Here is a 15,883-nt window from a genome sequence, read left to right on the forward strand (position 1 = left end):
CACACTATTGCGCGGCAAGCGGTTGACGAGCCAAAGCGCACTCTGCCCAGAGCGCCTCCAAAGCGTCAATCAAATGCGCGATGTCTTCCGCGCTATGCACGGGAGAGGGCGTGATCCGCAGCCGTTCGGTGCCTTTCGGCACTGTCGGATAATTGATCGGCTGAATGTAAATCCCATGTTCCGCGAGCAGCCGATCAGAGATGTACTTGCACTTGACCGGATCCCCCACCATCACCGGGATGATGTGGCTTGGGTTGTCAATATGGGGCACGCCAATGGCATCCAACTTTGCGCGCACGGATTTGACATTACGCCGCTGCATTTGCCGCTCCCAATCGCTTTCCTTCAAGTGCTGGATTGCGGCTCTGGCACCCGCGGCAACAGCGGGTGGAAGCGATGTTGTAAAAATAAAACCGCTGGAAAAGGACCTTATGAAGTCAACAACTTCTACTGACCCCGAAATGTAACCACCGGCAACGCCAAACGCTTTTCCCAAGGTGCCTTCAATTATGGTCAACCGGTCTGCCAAACCTTCTTGCTCGGAAATGCCACCACCGCGCGCGCCATACAGGCCGACCGCATGCACCTCATCCAAATAGGTCATCGCGCCATAGCGGTCCGCGAGATCACATATCTCCGCGATTGGCGCGATGTCCCCATCCATTGAATACACACTTTCAAAGGCGATCAGTTTGGGTTGCTCTAGCGGCAACAACGCCAAATGCCGCTCCAGATCGGACAGGTCGTTATGTTTCCAGATGCGTTTCTGCGCGCCGGAATGACGAATGCCCTCAATCATCGACGCATGATTGAGCGCGTCCGACAAGATCACGAGGTCCGGGATTTTGGCTCCCAAAGTGCCCAGCGCAGACCAGTTTGAGACATATCCACTGGTGAACAACAGCGCTGCTTCCTTACCGTGCAGGTCGCCCAGTTCTCGTTCCAGCTCTATGTGTTCAAGAGACGTTCCAGAAATATTGCGTGTACCACCAGCGCCGGCACCGCAGCGATCCAACGCCGCATGCATGGCGGACAGCACTTTCGGGTGCTGCCCCATCCCTAGGTAGTCATTGGAGCACCAAATCGAAACGTCATTGTCCTGACCAAGCAGACGCGCCTCGGGAAAGTTCCCGCATTTGCGCTCCAGCTCGGCAAAGACCCGGTAGTTCCCCTCTTCGCGCAGATCCTGCACAGCGCGGCGAAAAAAGTCTTGGTACTCCAAGTTTATCTCCATCAATTGGATGTCGCGTCAGCAACAATACTCTGAAGCAGATCTTCGACTTTCTGCATTGCGCCATCCGGGTAATCCCGGTGCCCGACCATCACACCTTCTTCGTTCTCGGCAACAAAGATCCCATAGGGGCAATGGGCGATGTTCATCGGATCGGCTTCCATCACCTCGCGGGAGACAACCGCTGAACAGAACAGGAAAATGTCGGCGGCTTTGAAGATTTGCACATCGCTGCCGACGTCCGCGCCGGTCCGATTCAGCATCTCCCCCACATGACTGACGTAATCGATCACGAGCCCCTGCCCAACAATCGCGCTTTCCACAGCAAAAGTGGCATCGTCAAAGTTGCCGTCAAAGGGCACCGTAATGGCCTCATCTGCTGCAGCAATAGAGCCGCAAACAAAAGGCAGTGCATACATCAAGGATTTCATTCTTTCCTCTCCTTCAGTGTTGTCCAGTGTTCGCGCGCTTGGGCTCTGCCCAGCCAATACCGGGCAGAGCGGTCGTAGTGTTAGCTCAGCATGTCGTTGGTGATGCCGGTGTACCAGCCTTCGCTTTCCATGTAGGTGGCCTTGCGCACATCAGCACTTTCCCCGGTCTGGCTGATAAAGCCATCGACCTTGGCAATTTTTTCGGAGGTCGCCTCATAGGTCGCTCCAACCTTCACACCGTCATTGGGTGCGATCAGCGACCAGCAGGTGTTGGAGAACTTGGCCGGGAACACCTTGGAGCCGGTCAAAGCTCCCCGCACCGCGTTAGCGCACACCTTGGCCTGGGAATTGGCCGAAAAGCCCGACTTGGGCATATCACCCTGTTGGCTGGCATCGCCAAGCACATAAATATCCGCGTCGGCCTTTGTGGACATGTCTGCAGCATTCACAGGAGCCCAGTTACCATCGGTCACCCCAGCGAGTTCCGCGATCCGACCTGCCTTCATTGCTGGAATGACATTGCACACGTCAACTTTGGTTTCCTCGCCATCAATCGTGACAGTCATCGCATCTGGATCAACCGACACATTGCCGCCCCCAAAGTCATCTCCAATCCAATCGACCATACCCTCGTAGTGGTTCGCCCAGCCTTCCTGGAACAAGGCCATTTTGGAGAACTTTGGCTTTGGATCCGCCACGATGATTTTGGCGGTAGGGTTATTCTGCTTCAGGAAATGCGCCACCATCGACACCCGCTCATACGGTCCCGGTGGGCAGCGGTAAGGGTTTGGCGGGGCCACCATGGCAAACACCCCCCCCTCAGGCATCGCCGCAAGCTGCGCTTTCAGCAGCTCTGATTGAGAGCCCGCCTTGTAGGCGTGTGGCATTCTGTTCTGCGCCGACACATCCCAGCCTTCTACTGCACCGTCAATAAAATCGATGCCAGGGCTCAGGATCAGCTTGTCATATGGCAGGGTTGCACCCCCTGCGAGGGAAACCGTTTTGGCATCACGGTCTACGTCAATGGCCCAATCATGTACCACATTAACGCCCCCGGCCGCCAAACCGCCATAGGTGTGCCCAATGTCACCGATCTCTTTGAAGCCGCCAAGATAGAGGTTGGAGAAGAAGCAGGTGTAATAGGTTCGTGTTGGCTCAATCAGCGTGACGTCAATCGCGCCTTTACTGTCTTTGGCAATGTAACGCGCCGCCGTGGCCCCGCCGGCGCCGCCGCCAACCACAACCACGCGCGGTTTTCCCATCGCGCGCACCATTGGCGCGGGCAAAGACGCCGCAGCAGCCGCGGTTCCCAGAAACGTCCGTCTGTTCAAAGTCATTCCGTTACCTCCCAATAAAATTCACTCTTCTATGTTGGCAAAATACGCCGCCAGCGCCGCGATCTCCTCGTCGCCCAACCGGCCCGCAATCATCTGCATAACCGGGTGGGCGCGCTTTTTGCTTTTGTAAGCATGCATGGCGACGACAAAGTCGTCTTCCGGCCAGAACACGATCGAGGGAATGCCATCATCTCCCCCAGCTGCTTGGTGGCATGTTGTGCATTCCCCACTCAAATAGGCGCCGTACTCAGGATCCCCCTGCAGAGCAAGAATGGCCGGATCAAGATCATGATCCACGCCTACCGCGGTTGGATCGGCTTCTGGAATGTCGGAGGGATTGTCGGAGTAAAGCCGCAAATATGCCAAGAGATCCGTGCGATCTTGTGCGTCTTTCAGCCCTCTAAAACTCATACGCGTGCCGCTGACGATGGCCTTTGGGTTTTCGAGAAACGCATCAAGCGTATCTGCGTGCCACTCCAAACCGCCGGCGCCTGCGCGCCGGAAACTCTTGGAGTACTTGAAATCCTCATAGCCTGCCGCTTTGCGACCAAAGAGTCCGTTTAGATGGGGACCGATCCGGTGTTTGGCCTCTTGCCCAACTTGGTGGCATCCTTTGCATTGTTTGAACACCTTCTCACCGGCAATCACATCGCCACTCTGCGCGAAAGCTATGTTGCCCACGCTCACAAAGACGGCCAGCGAAACAGCGCCAAACCTATGTCGATACCGTCCAATCACCCGTCAAAGCTCTCGAGATAGGCAATGATCGCCGCCTGATCACTTTCCTTTTTTAGGCCCGAGAAGCTCATTTTGGTGCCTTTCATGTGGGTCTTGGGTTTCGCCAAGAAAGCAGCCATCTCCGCGTCATCCCAGATCCGCCCCTCTTCAGCAGCCGCCTGAAACACCTTGGAGTATTTGAAGCCTTCCACACTTCCGAATTGCCGCCCCATAATCCCGGTCAGAACCGGACCAGTCTTATTCTTGGCCCCGTCCCCAACTTGGTGACAGGCCGCGCACTTCTTAAACACCTTTTTGCCTGCGACTGCTAAATCGATGTTCGCATCTTGCTTTTCCGAGGACTGAGGTGCCGTGGCCGCGTTGGCCTCTTCTTCAAGCTGTGGCGTGGCGGCAGGTACAAAATCCGCCCCCTTTGACGTAAAGCTCGGCAAACCATCGACGGTTGCCTGATTCATCACTGAATTCGACCCGCCTTCCGGTGGCGTTTCGACAAGAAACACCGACCGCATGGTGACATCAACAGACTCCTTACAGTTCTGCATGCAAGGCTCCACGCGCCACTTCGCATATTCCAGCGCCGGGCGATCATCGATCACAAAGCCTTCCATGTTGTACATGTTGAAGTCGGCAAAGTTCTCGTGGTTCAGCTCAAAGTCGTCATCTACCAGATCGTTGGAATAGAGGATGTAAGCCACAATCGCGTAGGTCTCATCCGCTGTAAGGGTCCCAGCTTCGCCAAATGGCATAGAACGCGAAATATAGTCCCAAGCTGTCGAAAGATGTGGCCAGTACGACCCAACGGTCTTGACCGGATCTTCGTCCGACAATGTGTCAAACCCGCCCGCCAATACCGGCCAGTTGTCCACGCCTTCAGCAAAATCTCCATGACAAGAGCCACAACGGTCCACAAAGACCTCTTCCCCGGTCCAAACGTCACCTTTGCCTTCCGGCAAGCCGCGCCCATCCGGCAGAACATCCACGTCCCAGGCGGCGAGTTCCTCCGTCAAAGCAACGCGACCAATCCCGAAGGGCGCATCATTTTGAGGCGCTGGCGCAGTCATATTGGCGGGCATGGCTGCTTGTTCCGCTGCCGCCGCTTGAACCTCGGCAATCTTAGCCTCCAGCTCCATAGCTCGTGCTGACGCCACTTCTGCAGTTTCACGCGCGGTTGCCTCATGTGCCGTCACCTGCGCCACGCGATCCTCAAGCGTTTCGATCTCGCTCCTCGCAAAGTCGCGGTTAGCAACGGTCACGGCAATCGCCGCTGTCAGTGCGATGCCACCAAATGCGGGCAGATAAATTTGATTAAGAGACTTCGACATTCTCGGCGATCCCTTCAGCGCTGACATACCAGGTCTGGATACAATTGTTGTGATAGACGGAGTTCTCTCCACGCTCGTCGCGCAGTTGATCCTTGGTCGGTTGCACGTAACCCGTTTCATCCATGGCACGGGCCTGCAGCAACATCGGTTTTCCGTCCCATTGGGTGTCCAGATAAAACCGCGTGAGGGCCTTTGCGTCGCCCTGCTTACCAAGCCGCGCCGTTTCCCACGTGATCCCGCCATCTTTGGACACGTCGACCCGCGTAATTTGCCCATGACCGGACCATGCCAGACCAGAAATCACCAACGGCCCAGGGCCGTGGTTGATCGGCATTTGCGGGCTTGGCGAGGTGATGACGGATTTTGCATCCATCACCCATGTCCACTTTCGCGCGGTGCCATCTTCGTAAACATCAGTGTATTTCGAGGTCTCTTCGCGGCTCTCCACCGCCATGTCTGTCACCTCAATCCGGCGCAGCCATTTGACCCACATGTTGCCTTCCCAACCGGGCACAACCAAACGCACCGGATAGCCATGCTCCATGCGCAGCGCCTCGCCATTCGCCTTGAACGCCACCAGCACATCGTCCAGTGCTTTCTCCATTGGGATGGAACGCCCATTTGAAGACGCATCTGCCCCTTCAACATAGACCCATTTATCCAAGGAGATGTCGGCACCAGCCTCTTTAAGAAGCGTGCGCAGCGGCACGCCGGTGTATTCCATATTGTGGATCATGCCATGCGTGAACTGCACCCCGTTGAGCTGTGACCCGGCCCACTCCATGCCGGTGTTGGCCGCGCATTCACAGAAATAGACGTGGTTTTCCCGAGGGAAGCGCTCGATGTCCTCATAGGTAAAGACCAACGGCCGGTCGACCAAACCGTTGATCATCAACCGATAGTCTTCTTTGCGCAGCTCAATCGCGCCGGAGTGATGCCGCTCAAAGGCGCAGCCCTGTGGCGTAATCGTACCGTCCAACGCATGGATAGGTGTGAAATTGATCGACGAAATTGGCGAGGCCGTAAGCCACTCCACATTACGCCGCACCACATGGCTCTCAAAGCTGATTGGCATGCCATAAGGCGTCTCGTCCACACCGGCGCCGGTGTAGGACGCCCAGTCCTGTAGCTCTGTGATCAGCGGATCAGGCTCTTGCGCCGATGCCGCGCCCGCCACTGACCCGGCGGCCAATGCCGCGCTGCCTTTCAGGAAAGCCCGGCGGGATGTTTTTGAGGTATCACCCATGTCTCAAGGTCTCCAAGTTCATCACACGCCGACCACGTCGACGCTGTTGTTGTCTTGCACCGTCACAGTGCCCTGTTTCCGAACGTGATTTTCGACCACGTCCCAAATTTTCGGGCCTTCCGTACCTTCGTTCACGCTGGCCCAGCCCGCGACGACGTAAGATTTGGCCGGATCAATCGCTTCACCGGTTTTCAGCAGGGTCATGTTGGAGATGCGTTCCCCTTGCGGCTTGGAAATATCGATACGGTATCCAAGCCCACCTGTGCGCACCATGTCGCCACCTTGCTGGTAATATGGGTCGGGATTGAAGATGTTGTCGGCCACATCCTCCAGAATGACTTTCAGGAATTCGCCTGTCATTTCAGACCGGTACGCTTCGCCGTAGGTCATGGACGTCACATTCCAGATGTCTTCGCGCGTGATGTCCTGACCTGGGATCAAGCTTGGCCCCCAGCGCACGCCAGGGCTCATGGCAATCTCCGCATCCCGCTCCGAGATCAGCGCGTCACAGATCAGGTCATCCCAAGAGCCATTGAAGTTGCCACGGCGATACAGCAGCGAGTCCGTCTGTCCGATCACTTCATTCATGGCGGTCTCATAGGGCGCCCGCTGCTCAGTGATCAGCTTGGCCACCTCTGGGTCGGGCGTAATGACGTCAGAGAAAATCGGGATCAGCTTGTGCCGATACCCCATCATCTTACCGTCACGCACATCTAGGTCGACACGGCTGACAAATTTGCCGTTGGAGCCAGAGGGCACAATGATGGTCGATCCCGATACCACAGGTTCCGGCAGCGCATCATGGGTATGACCGGACAGGATCACATCGATGCCCTTGACCACCGTAGCCATCTTCTTGTCTACGTCGAAACCATTGTGCGACAGCACCACAACGCAGTCCGCGCCTTGGGCTTTCACCTCATCCACCATCTTCTGCATGTGCTCATCACGAATGCCAAAGCTGTATTCTGGGAACATCCAGCCAGGGTTGGCGATCGGCATATACGGGAAGGCCTGACCAATAACTGCAATCTTCGAGCCACCACGTTCAAAGAACGTGTAAGGCGGGAACAGCTCCGCTGGCTCGTCCCACTCAGCATCAAAGATATTTTGCCCAAGGGCCGCAAACGGCAGGTTCGACACAATCTCATTTACGCGATCGCTGCCCAAAGTGAACTCCCAATGGAAGGTCATCGCATCGGGCTTCAGCGCATTCATGACGTTGACCATGTCCTGACCCTGCGTGTGATAACAGGTGTAGGAGCCATGCCATGTGTCGCCACCGTCCAGCAAAATCGCATCGGGACGATCTGCGCGGATCGCATTGATCACCGTCGCAACGCGGTCCAATCCCCCAACACGCCCATAGCCCTTTGCAAGTGAGGAGAAATCACCGGCGCTGAGCGCGTAATGTGACGGGGAGCCATCCGCAATGCCGTAAGCTTTGCGGAAGTCAGCGCCAGTGATATGGGGGACCGCGCCTTTGTTTCCGCCCACCCCAATGTTCACAGACGGCTCGCGAAAATAAATCGGCTTAAGCTGCGCGTGAATGTCCGTGATGTGGATCAGAGAGACATTGCCGTAGGTCTGAAACTCCAGCAATTGATCCTGTGTCAGCGCTTGCTGCGCCGCCAATCTTGCCCAGTTACCAAAACCGGAGGCTCCAACAAGGGCCGAGGCGGCCATTCCAACTTGCAAAAAGTCGCGACGCGAGATCATCTGACGCCATTTCCTTTATATTCGCATATGTGAATTCATATATCGTGAGAAAGGCCCCGTCCTCATGACGGGGCCCAATTTTTGGATCAGTTGCGGACAGAAGGTCCTTCCACGCTCAACCCGTTGCCGCGCGACGCGACATAGAGTTCCAGCGCGATGAACTCATCAGACCCGGGCGAAAAAGTTTGCGCACGGGTATCGCGCACACAGCCTTTGAAACGGGCGTGCACAGAGTTCAGCTTGGTGTTTTTCAAACGGTACGTCGGGAACCCGTTGATCTGCCCTTGGCTCAAGTGGTCAGCGCGGATCATATTGCCGTAGTTGTCCTCATGACAATTGGCACAGGACAGTTCCAACTGACCATAGCGGGTGTAGTAGATCTCTTTCCCCTTCTCCCACACCTCTTGGGCAGGGCCGTCAATCGCCACGCTGATCCGCAGACCTCGAGACACTGACGAGATCAACGCAACCATATTGGCCATGTCGCCGCCGGTGTACTTCCACGGTTTCGCGCCCATCTGGTTTTCGCGACAGTCGTTCACCTGCATTTCCAACGTGCGCACTTCTCCCGCGGTTTCATTCCACTTAGGATAAACCGCACGCACGCCTCTCAGGCTCTCCACGTCCTCATGGCAGCTTGCGCAGGCTTTGCCCTCACTGCCATCCACAGTATCCCAGACCTCTTGCGCTTTTTCCACAAAGATCATGGCTGGGTTGTCAAAGTCATCCATCTGAAACGCTTGGGTTTCATCCGACCGGAACCGCCACCCGGAGTAAACGGTATCCACGTACTCCAAATGGCCCGCAGCGGCCGCCTCGGTGATCATCTCAATCTCACCGTTAACGACCAACTGATCTTCATCAGCATCGGCCCAAACGGATGTCGCGCCCATGGCCACTGCCATGGTCAGCATGCTGGCGTAAGTTTTTGCTCGCTTCACGTGATCTCCTCCCTCTGTCACACGATCAGCTGACGCTGATTTTTTTGGTCGTCTCGTAGACGTCACCATCATCGTCATACCAGGTGAACTTGAACTCCCCACTTTCCGGGACGGTGGCGTCAAACTGGAAATAGGGGTTGGTCGAAATGGCAGGCTCCAACGTCACATCAATCACGTTCTCGCCGTTAAAATCCGCCGTGAAACGGTTGATGATCGAACGGGGGATTAAATTGCCATCGCCATCTTTACGCTGGCCACTTTCCATCTTGTGGCTGATCAGGGTTTTGATGGTGATGTTGTCTCCAGCCGCAGCTGTCTTTGGAACTTTGACGCGGGGTTTAACTCCAGATGCCATGATATCTCTCCTTGTCTCTGGATCAGCCGCCGCAGCCGCCGATAGTCACTTTCACGTTGGCCGACGCTTTCTGGAAAGAGCCGTCCTCCATCTGCGCAATGGCCACCACGTTTTGGGTTTTGGCCAGACGAATGCGTGTCGATGCCGCATGCGTTGGGTTCAATGAGCCGAACTTGAATGTCACAACATTCGGGGTTGGGTTGCCGTCGGCAAACACCGCAACCATCACCGCACCGGGGGCGCTGATTTCAATGGGCACAGTATTCCCGTTCTCCGCAATCTCAGGCGCTGTAACGCTCAGATCGCCTGCGCCAACCTCTGCACCGCCTGTGATCTTTGCAATCTCGTCATCGGTCAGGGATGCCAACGCAGGGGTTACACCCAGCGCCGCGGTGGCCATGCCAACCGATCCCATGATCAACAGATCTCGCCGTGTCAGTTGCATCTTTTTCTCCTCAAGTCCTCTGGATCACTCGTCTGTGAGTGTCATCAAATAGGCCACCACGTCTTCGATCTGCTGCGCAGACAAAAGCGGGTCAACGTCGCCTTCATGAGCCTTGCCAGTGTAAGCATTGCCCAGACGCACAAAGCCGTCGGTTTTATAGAAGGACGGCATCACTGTGCCGTCGAACATCATCTTCGCGTTGGCCACGATCCCACGCAGTTCCGCCTCACTCCAGCGGTCCGCCGCGCCGTCCAACATCGGTCCGACTTCACCATGGAATGGCAAATGGCTCAGTGCCGTGACTTCGTGACAGGCAATGCAGTTGCCAGCTCCTTTATTCATGATTTTGGCGCCTTCTTCGGCGTTGCCCGCGACACCTGTCAGGGACTGCGCAACAGCACCATCCTCATACACAACGTCGCTTGGCGTGATCTCAGAGCCTTGCGCCGAAACCGCGCTGACCACCAAAACTGCGGCCACTCCCAATGCACGTTTCATGTGCCCTCCCTTGGTCGATTCTTTGCCTTGGTGAGATGTAGACTACGGCACACAATCGCGAGAACGCAACAACAAATTCATTTACGTGAATTTATGCATTTGTTTGCACCTGCAGCATTCCAAGAAATAATGTTGCGCTAAACCCAAAGAGGAAGCGAGTTAAGGGCCTATTTGCCCTGCTCCGAAAATTTCCGAGCGTGATACTTTTGGAAGCTCTCTTGCCCGCTGTAACCGTGCTCAAGCACCCAGGTTAAGAGATTTAGCGTTGTGTACTTCCCGAAGGCGCCAGGCATATTGGCCACGGCAGCCTGAACAGCGGTAAGGTCCTCCGAAACCTCTTCCGGGAGGAAAATCATATTGGGTGTAAATAATGCGCCCCAGCGTTTCACCATGTCCTTTTCCGACAAGGTCGTGCCATCAAAATCGGTGACTTCAACACCGCCGAACATGTTAATCTGTACAACGAAGTAACGCTCGCTGAGAACATCCGCGATCTCCGGCACCACAAACACCTCCTCGTGCATCTTTTTGCAGTAGATGCAGCCTCGCTGCTCGATCAGCAGCAAAAGCCGCTTGCCTTCCGAATTGGCTTCTTCGAGGTCCTCCCGCAGATCCTTGAACGTGTCACGCATCCAATCCGCTTTGTGGAGACCATCGTCCCCCATCTCCGCCGCAAAGAGCGGCAGCGCAAAAACCATAGAAACCAAGATCGCCAAAATCCGCATTACTCTTTCTCCTCAACCAACGCCTTGGAACCAAGGCACCGTTTCCAACATCCACTGGGCAATCACGTTGACAGAGTTGGTTGCGATCAGCACACCGAACACAATCAACAACCCGCCCATGAGTTTCTCAACGGTGCCAAGGTGGCGTCGAAACCGCGCCATCCAGCGCATAAACGGTCCGACAAAAAAGGCTGCCAACACAAAAGGCAACGTCATGCCTGCCCCGTAAACGAACAACAACAGCGCGCCTTGCCCGGCCGTTTCCTGACCTGCAGCGGTAAACAAGATCGCCGCTAACACTGGCCCGACACAAGGCGTCCATCCGAAGGCAAACGCCGACCCGATGACAAACGCGCCGACGTAGCTCACATTGGCCGTGTCCCCTGCGTCGATGCGAAACTGGCGATACAGAAACCCAATTCGTATGACACCAAGAAAATGGAGCCCCATGGCGATGATCAAAGCAGCCGCCGCCCAACGCAGGATGTCAAAATACTCGCGCACCATCTGCCCAAAGGCCGTCGCTGTGGCCCCCAACCCCATGAAGACCGTGATCACGCCAAGCGCAAACCAACAAGCGCTTATCACCGCCCGCCTCCGAACGTCTGGCGATATCCGTGGCTCCACAGACACATCTGACATGCTCACGCCCGCCAAATAACTGAGGTAGAACGGGACAATTGGCAGAATACAAGGAGAGGCAAATGACAGCAGCCCCGCGACCAAGGCCCCGACCAGAGTTACTTCCAACATTTTGGACTCAAAACTTGATAAATTCAAATATCAGATTATGTTGATGGCTAGTGACTCCGTCAACATAAGAGTTCCACCATGCTCGGCTTAAAGGCGCTTTTGACAAGCGCCCTATTCTTGTTTCCGCTGTCAGCCCTCGCTGACACATATCTCCTCATGGCCGAGGAGAAGGGCTGCATGTACTGTGCGCGATGGAACGCAGATATCGCGCCGATCTACCCCAAAACCGCCGAGGGCAAGGCCGCCCCGCTGCGCCGCTATGATCTTCATGCGGACACTCCAAGCGCCGAGTTGAAAGGCCGCGTTCTTTACACGCCAACTTTCCTATTAATCGTCGATGACCAAGAAGTAGGCCGCATCGAAGGCTACCCTGGCGAAGATTTCTTTTGGGGATTGCTTGCCAAATTGCTGCAACAGGCCGACATTACCGCAACGCCTCCACCCCGAAACTCCGGGACCTAACTGATGACCGAACCACAGCCCACACCACCAGAAGAGCCGAGACCATCGCGTCTGCCAGTGTTTGACGAAAACACCTGCGCTGAAGACATGGCCAAAATGATGGCCAATGCACAAGCGGCATCCAACTTCTTGAAAGCCATCAGCCACGAAGGCCGACTGATGATCCTATGCCAGCTGGCGTCTGGGGAAAAATCCGTCACCGAGCTGGAGGACCTGCTCTCCGCGCGACAGGCTGCCGTGTCACAACAATTGTCCCGCCTCCGTCTGGAAGGTTTGGTGAAACCGCGCCGCGATGGTAAGACAATTTACTACAGCTTGGTCGATGACCGCTCCACCAAAATCATGGAAGTGGTCTACGAGCTCTTTTGCGCGGACGACTAAGGTCGCCACAACATCCGCATCCGGTCCTGGGGAGGAGCCCGCATGCTCGACATTTTGGGTGAGGCCAATGCCGTCACGCTCATCGGTTTTATTGGTGGACTACTTTTGGGCCTCGCTGCGCGTATTGGGCGTTTCTGCACGCTCGGCGCCATAGAAGACCTCCTATATTCCTCGGATGACCGCCGCATGCGCATGTGGGGCGTGGCCATTGGCGTGGCCATACTTGGCACCCATTGGGCAATGTCATCCGGTGCAATGGACCCAATAGAAGCGGCCTATCTGGACCGCGCCTGGAACCCGTTTGCCACGATCATCGGCGGCCTGCTCTTTGGCTATGGCATGGCCCTCGCTGGCAACTGCGGCTACGGTGCGCTTGCGCGCTTGGGGGGCGGCGACATTCGCGCCTTTGTCATTGTTGGCGTGCTCGGTCTATCCGCCTATTTTGTGATGTCCGGCCCATTGGCCCCAGTCCGCATTTTTCTCTTCCCCATCCAAGAAGGCGCAGCCCAGCCACAAGGGTTTGCTGCGCTCCTGCGCACCGGACTGAACATTCCGGAACTGGCCACCGGCCTGATCATCGGCACGGCCATACTGGCATTCTCTATCGCCTCCCCGCGCATGATAACCTCTCCTGACATGATTTTCTGGGGTGTTGTGGTCGGCGGCGTGATTGTATCCGGCTGGATAGGCACCTATTGGGTCGCACAGGTTGGCTTTGGCAACGAGCCGGTGGAATCCCATTCCTTCGCAGCGCCAATTGGCGACACAATCTATTACACCATGACCGCCTCCGGAAACGAGCTGTCCTTTAGCGTCGGCTCGGTTGTGGGCGTGGTATTCGGCGCGTTCATTGGCTCCATCCGCAAAGGCCACTTCCGTTGGGAAGCTTGTGACGATCCACGCGAACTGAAACGCCAAATGCTCGGTGCGGCTTTCATGGGCGGCGGTGCCATCCTTGCGATGGGTTGCAGTGTTGGCCAGGGCCTGGCTGCTTTTTCTGTGTTGTCCTACAGCGCGCCAGTGGCGTTCATCTCAATTATGATCGGTGCCGCATTTGGCCTGCGCCAACTGATCACGGGTTTGCACCTCGCGGAATAAATTCGAAAATAGCATTGCCAAGCAGCCCGGTCCGCGCTGTCAGATTCATTCGAACCAGTCTCCGCTTAGACAGTGACGCTGCCTTTGAAGCTGCGCAACATTGGCGCCACTCAGCGAGGACGGCAGCGCCGCTCAGCATGACAGTTGGTCTGATTTGGAGGCTACGCTTCCAATTGAACGGGTTAACGCCGGGAACGTGGACGGAAGCAGATTTCTGCAAGTTTCGTAGCCATCGAAAGCGCTGCATGGCGCGCTCCCGTCGTAGGTACGGAAGGAGAGAATTCTCGGCTCGTCTATTTGCACAACGAGTTAACGTCGGCTCAGCCATCATATCCGTTGTGACGCCGCCACATAGTTGGGTCATGTCCCTCTGGTACTGAAGCACATGGGTCGTTTGAGTAGCCGCGTAATACGTTATATCATTGGACTTGCTCATCGGTCAGAAGAGCGGGTGTTGCGAGATGTCTCGACAAATGCACTAAGCGCAAAGAAGCTCGGGCTTCAGCGGCTATGGTCAAGAGGCTCGAAAGCTCTTCCTGCGGAACTGCAGCATCTTCGAAAGCAGCGCTCACGGCGGCTTCAGCCGCAATAAATCGCTCACCGGCCGCGATGGCCTCCGCTTGCATTTCTTCAAACATCAAGGTGATTGCAGCAACTTGGTCGCGCGAAAGCGCGAGTTCTTCTTGAAGTTCCAACAGATGAGCCGGGCCAGGAAGGCCGCTCAACTCTGCGGGAAGAGCAAGCCCCCAGCCGCCGCCTCGGCGAAGTTCGGCTACATCCTGTGCGGATAGGCTTTTGATCTCACGCGCCTCGAACCCGGCATACGGTGTGCTCACTTGATTGTGCCCGTGTTCCTCGGCAAAAACTGACAGAGGCACCGCTAATGAAATTACTGCCATCAACAAACTTAGCTTCAACATCATCTTCCTTCATCAAATGCGTGCCATTGGGCCGCTCTAATCACAGCATGGATTGTCCTTCGCCACAAGTAAGAGGAGATTGGTGCAGTCGCGGCGAAAGCTCATTTTGTCCGCATAGCTGTCCTCGGTGCAAACCAAAGCTAAAGTCCGCTATCTGCCCTTGACCTCCTTCCAACTCTCGTTCTAGGTCCCAAATAGCAAAGCAGGAACATGATCCAAAGTCTGGAGTAGCAAATGGGTAGCGGCACCAACCAGGCCGGGGAGCCGCCACGGATTATTTTCACGCGGCCATCAAATCAGCATCCAACTTCTCGAACATCGATACGCCTTCCTCAGCATTCTCAAACAGGTGCCCGTACACATCCATAGTCATCGTGATCGATGCGTGACCGAGTAGTGTTTGAATCTTCTTCGGGTTCCAGCCTTGTTCGATAAACAGCGACGCCGCCGCGTGACGCAGAGCGTGAATGCCAAACTTTGCTTCGCCGTTCTCATCAACGATGCCTTCATTGACGAGCATGGGCTTGAACACGCGATTGTAGATGTTGGAGTAATTCTGAACCTTTCCGACAGTGTTTGGGAAAACCAGATTTAAAGAGCTTTCCGGAGCGTTTTCCTTCCAAACTGACAGTTCATCAAACACCGTCGGCGCCATCGGAATTTCGCGCGTCCCAGCCCGACTCTTTGGCAAACCGATTTCACAATACTCGTCTGCCCGCTGCCGCACTTGAATAACCCGTCGATCAAAGTCGACCGCGTCCCACGTCAGCCCCCTAAGTTCAGAAATACGCATTCCAGTAAAAATAGCCGTGATGAACATCGCGCGGTGCGTGTCGGGCGCCTTCGCAATTATCTTCTTGATCTCTTGCTTCGTGGGAACTTCCACACGCTTACTGTGGGATCGAGAGTTACGCTTAAGCTTAACCTCGGCCGCCACGTTGTGACTCGCCCATTCGCGCTCAACCGCCTCTGTGAGGATAGCTCGAAGGCTCACCATGATCTTCTTAACCTGAGCGCGGGAGACATCTCCATCAAGCAGATCATCCATGAAATCACGGATATCACCTCGCGAGAGATCTGCGAGCAGAAGATCCCCTATCTTTGGTTCAATATGGATTTTGGTATGACTGCGATAAGCTTTCATAGTTGAGCGCTCAAGCTCATTGCGCTCGCAAGTTCTGAGCCAGCTGTTGCAGGCATCGGACACGGTTTTGGTTTGTTTAGACATGAGGATGGCATCCTAGGATTGATTTCGACCAATCTGTGCTAGTCAGCGGTTTC

General features: G+C 55.5%; 18 protein-coding genes. 3 read left to right on the top strand and 15 right to left on the bottom strand.

Annotated features, from left to right (window positions below):
* Positions 1-4: 4 nt before the first annotated feature.
* From hemA to SIB92_RS12755, 13 genes are all read right to left on the bottom strand, one after another.
* On the bottom strand, positions 5-1,222 hold the full coding sequence (hemA, locus tag SIB92_RS12695; protein WP_412552394.1) for a 5-aminolevulinate synthase: 1,218 nt from the start codon (positions 1,220-1,222) through the stop codon (positions 5-7).
* An 11-nt stretch (positions 1,223-1,233) separates the two neighbouring features.
* Positions 1,234-1,662, bottom strand: a complete 429-nt coding sequence (locus SIB92_RS12700) for a DUF302 domain-containing protein (RefSeq protein ID WP_412552395.1) — start codon at positions 1,660-1,662, stop codon at positions 1,234-1,236.
* Between the two features lie 80 nt (positions 1,663-1,742).
* Positions 1,743-2,999 carry an FCSD flavin-binding domain-containing protein gene (locus SIB92_RS12705; RefSeq protein ID WP_412552396.1) on the bottom strand — a complete coding sequence of 419 codons (1,257 nt, stop codon included), beginning with the start codon at positions 2,997-2,999 and terminating at the stop codon, positions 1,743-1,745.
* 21 nt (positions 3,000-3,020) lie between these two features.
* Positions 3,021-3,680 carry a c-type cytochrome gene (locus tag SIB92_RS12710; RefSeq protein WP_412552397.1) on the bottom strand — a complete coding sequence of 220 codons (660 nt, stop codon included), beginning with the start codon at positions 3,678-3,680 and terminating at the stop codon, positions 3,021-3,023.
* A gap of 53 nt (positions 3,681-3,733) precedes the next feature.
* Entirely contained in the window at positions 3,734-5,059 is a 1,326-nt protein-coding gene (locus SIB92_RS12715; protein ID WP_412552398.1) for a c-type cytochrome, read from the bottom strand.
* Positions 5,043-6,305 carry a sulfite dehydrogenase gene (gene soxC, locus SIB92_RS12720; RefSeq protein ID WP_412552399.1) on the bottom strand — a complete coding sequence of 421 codons (1,263 nt, stop codon included), beginning with the start codon at positions 6,303-6,305 and terminating at the stop codon, positions 5,043-5,045. Before soxC ends, SIB92_RS12715 begins: the two co-directional genes overlap by 17 nt.
* 21 nt (positions 6,306-6,326) lie before the next feature.
* On the bottom strand, positions 6,327-8,024 hold the full coding sequence (gene soxB, locus SIB92_RS12725) for a thiosulfohydrolase SoxB (RefSeq protein WP_412552400.1): 1,698 nt from the start codon (positions 8,022-8,024) through the stop codon (positions 6,327-6,329).
* Positions 8,025-8,110: 86 nt separating this feature from the next.
* Positions 8,111-8,938, bottom strand: a complete 828-nt coding sequence (gene soxA, locus SIB92_RS12730; protein WP_412555838.1) for a sulfur oxidation c-type cytochrome SoxA — start codon at positions 8,936-8,938, stop codon at positions 8,111-8,113.
* Positions 8,939-8,990: 52 nt separating this feature from the next.
* A complete protein-coding gene (soxZ, locus tag SIB92_RS12735; RefSeq protein ID WP_412552401.1) occupies positions 8,991-9,320 on the bottom strand; it encodes a thiosulfate oxidation carrier complex protein SoxZ in 330 nt (109 codons plus the stop codon).
* Positions 9,321-9,342: 22 nt separating this feature from the next.
* A complete protein-coding gene (gene soxY, locus SIB92_RS12740; RefSeq protein ID WP_412552402.1) occupies positions 9,343-9,765 on the bottom strand; it encodes a thiosulfate oxidation carrier protein SoxY in 423 nt (140 codons plus the stop codon).
* Between the two features lie 24 nt (positions 9,766-9,789).
* Positions 9,790-10,263: a sulfur oxidation c-type cytochrome SoxX gene (gene soxX / locus SIB92_RS12745; RefSeq protein WP_412552403.1), complete on the bottom strand. Its 474-nt coding sequence runs from the start codon at positions 10,261-10,263 to the stop codon at positions 9,790-9,792.
* Positions 10,264-10,430: 167 nt separating this feature from the next.
* Positions 10,431-10,988 carry a thioredoxin family protein gene (locus SIB92_RS12750; protein WP_412552404.1) on the bottom strand — a complete coding sequence of 186 codons (558 nt, stop codon included), beginning with the start codon at positions 10,986-10,988 and terminating at the stop codon, positions 10,431-10,433.
* Between the two features lie 12 nt (positions 10,989-11,000).
* Complete coding sequence (locus SIB92_RS12755; protein ID WP_412552405.1) at positions 11,001-11,741, bottom strand: cytochrome c biogenesis CcdA family protein; 741 nt, start codon at positions 11,739-11,741, stop codon at positions 11,001-11,003.
* Positions 11,742-11,897: 156 nt separating this feature from the next.
* On the opposite strand from SIB92_RS12755, the gene SIB92_RS12760 reads away from it, so the two are divergent.
* From SIB92_RS12760 to SIB92_RS12770, 3 genes are read left to right on the top strand one after another with little or no spacing between them, the layout of a single operon-like run.
* Complete coding sequence (locus SIB92_RS12760) at positions 11,898-12,203, top strand: hypothetical protein (RefSeq protein ID WP_412552406.1); 306 nt, start codon at positions 11,898-11,900, stop codon at positions 12,201-12,203.
* A 3-nt stretch (positions 12,204-12,206) separates the two neighbouring features.
* Positions 12,207-12,584 carry an ArsR/SmtB family transcription factor gene (locus SIB92_RS12765; protein ID WP_412552407.1) on the top strand — a complete coding sequence of 126 codons (378 nt, stop codon included), beginning with the start codon at positions 12,207-12,209 and terminating at the stop codon, positions 12,582-12,584.
* Between the two features lie 42 nt (positions 12,585-12,626).
* Positions 12,627-13,682 (top strand): YeeE/YedE family protein, encoded by a 1,056-nt coding sequence (locus SIB92_RS12770; RefSeq protein ID WP_412552408.1) that lies wholly within the window; start codon positions 12,627-12,629, stop codon positions 13,680-13,682.
* 419 nt (positions 13,683-14,101) lie between these two features.
* Here SIB92_RS12770 and SIB92_RS12775 read toward each other — a convergent pair whose 3' ends face one another.
* Together SIB92_RS12775 and SIB92_RS12780 are read right to left on the bottom strand one after the other, a co-directional pair.
* Positions 14,102-14,605 (bottom strand): hypothetical protein, encoded by a 504-nt coding sequence (locus SIB92_RS12775; protein ID WP_412552409.1) that lies wholly within the window; start codon positions 14,603-14,605, stop codon positions 14,102-14,104.
* 277 nt (positions 14,606-14,882) lie between these two features.
* Entirely contained in the window at positions 14,883-15,830 is a 948-nt protein-coding gene (locus SIB92_RS12780; protein ID WP_412552410.1) for a tyrosine-type recombinase/integrase, read from the bottom strand.
* Between the last annotated feature and the right edge of the window lie 53 nt (positions 15,831-15,883).

The sequence above is a fragment of the Shimia sp. MIT1388 genome (assembly GCF_047124445.1).
GTDB lineage: Bacteria > Pseudomonadota > Alphaproteobacteria > Rhodobacterales > Rhodobacteraceae > Shimia.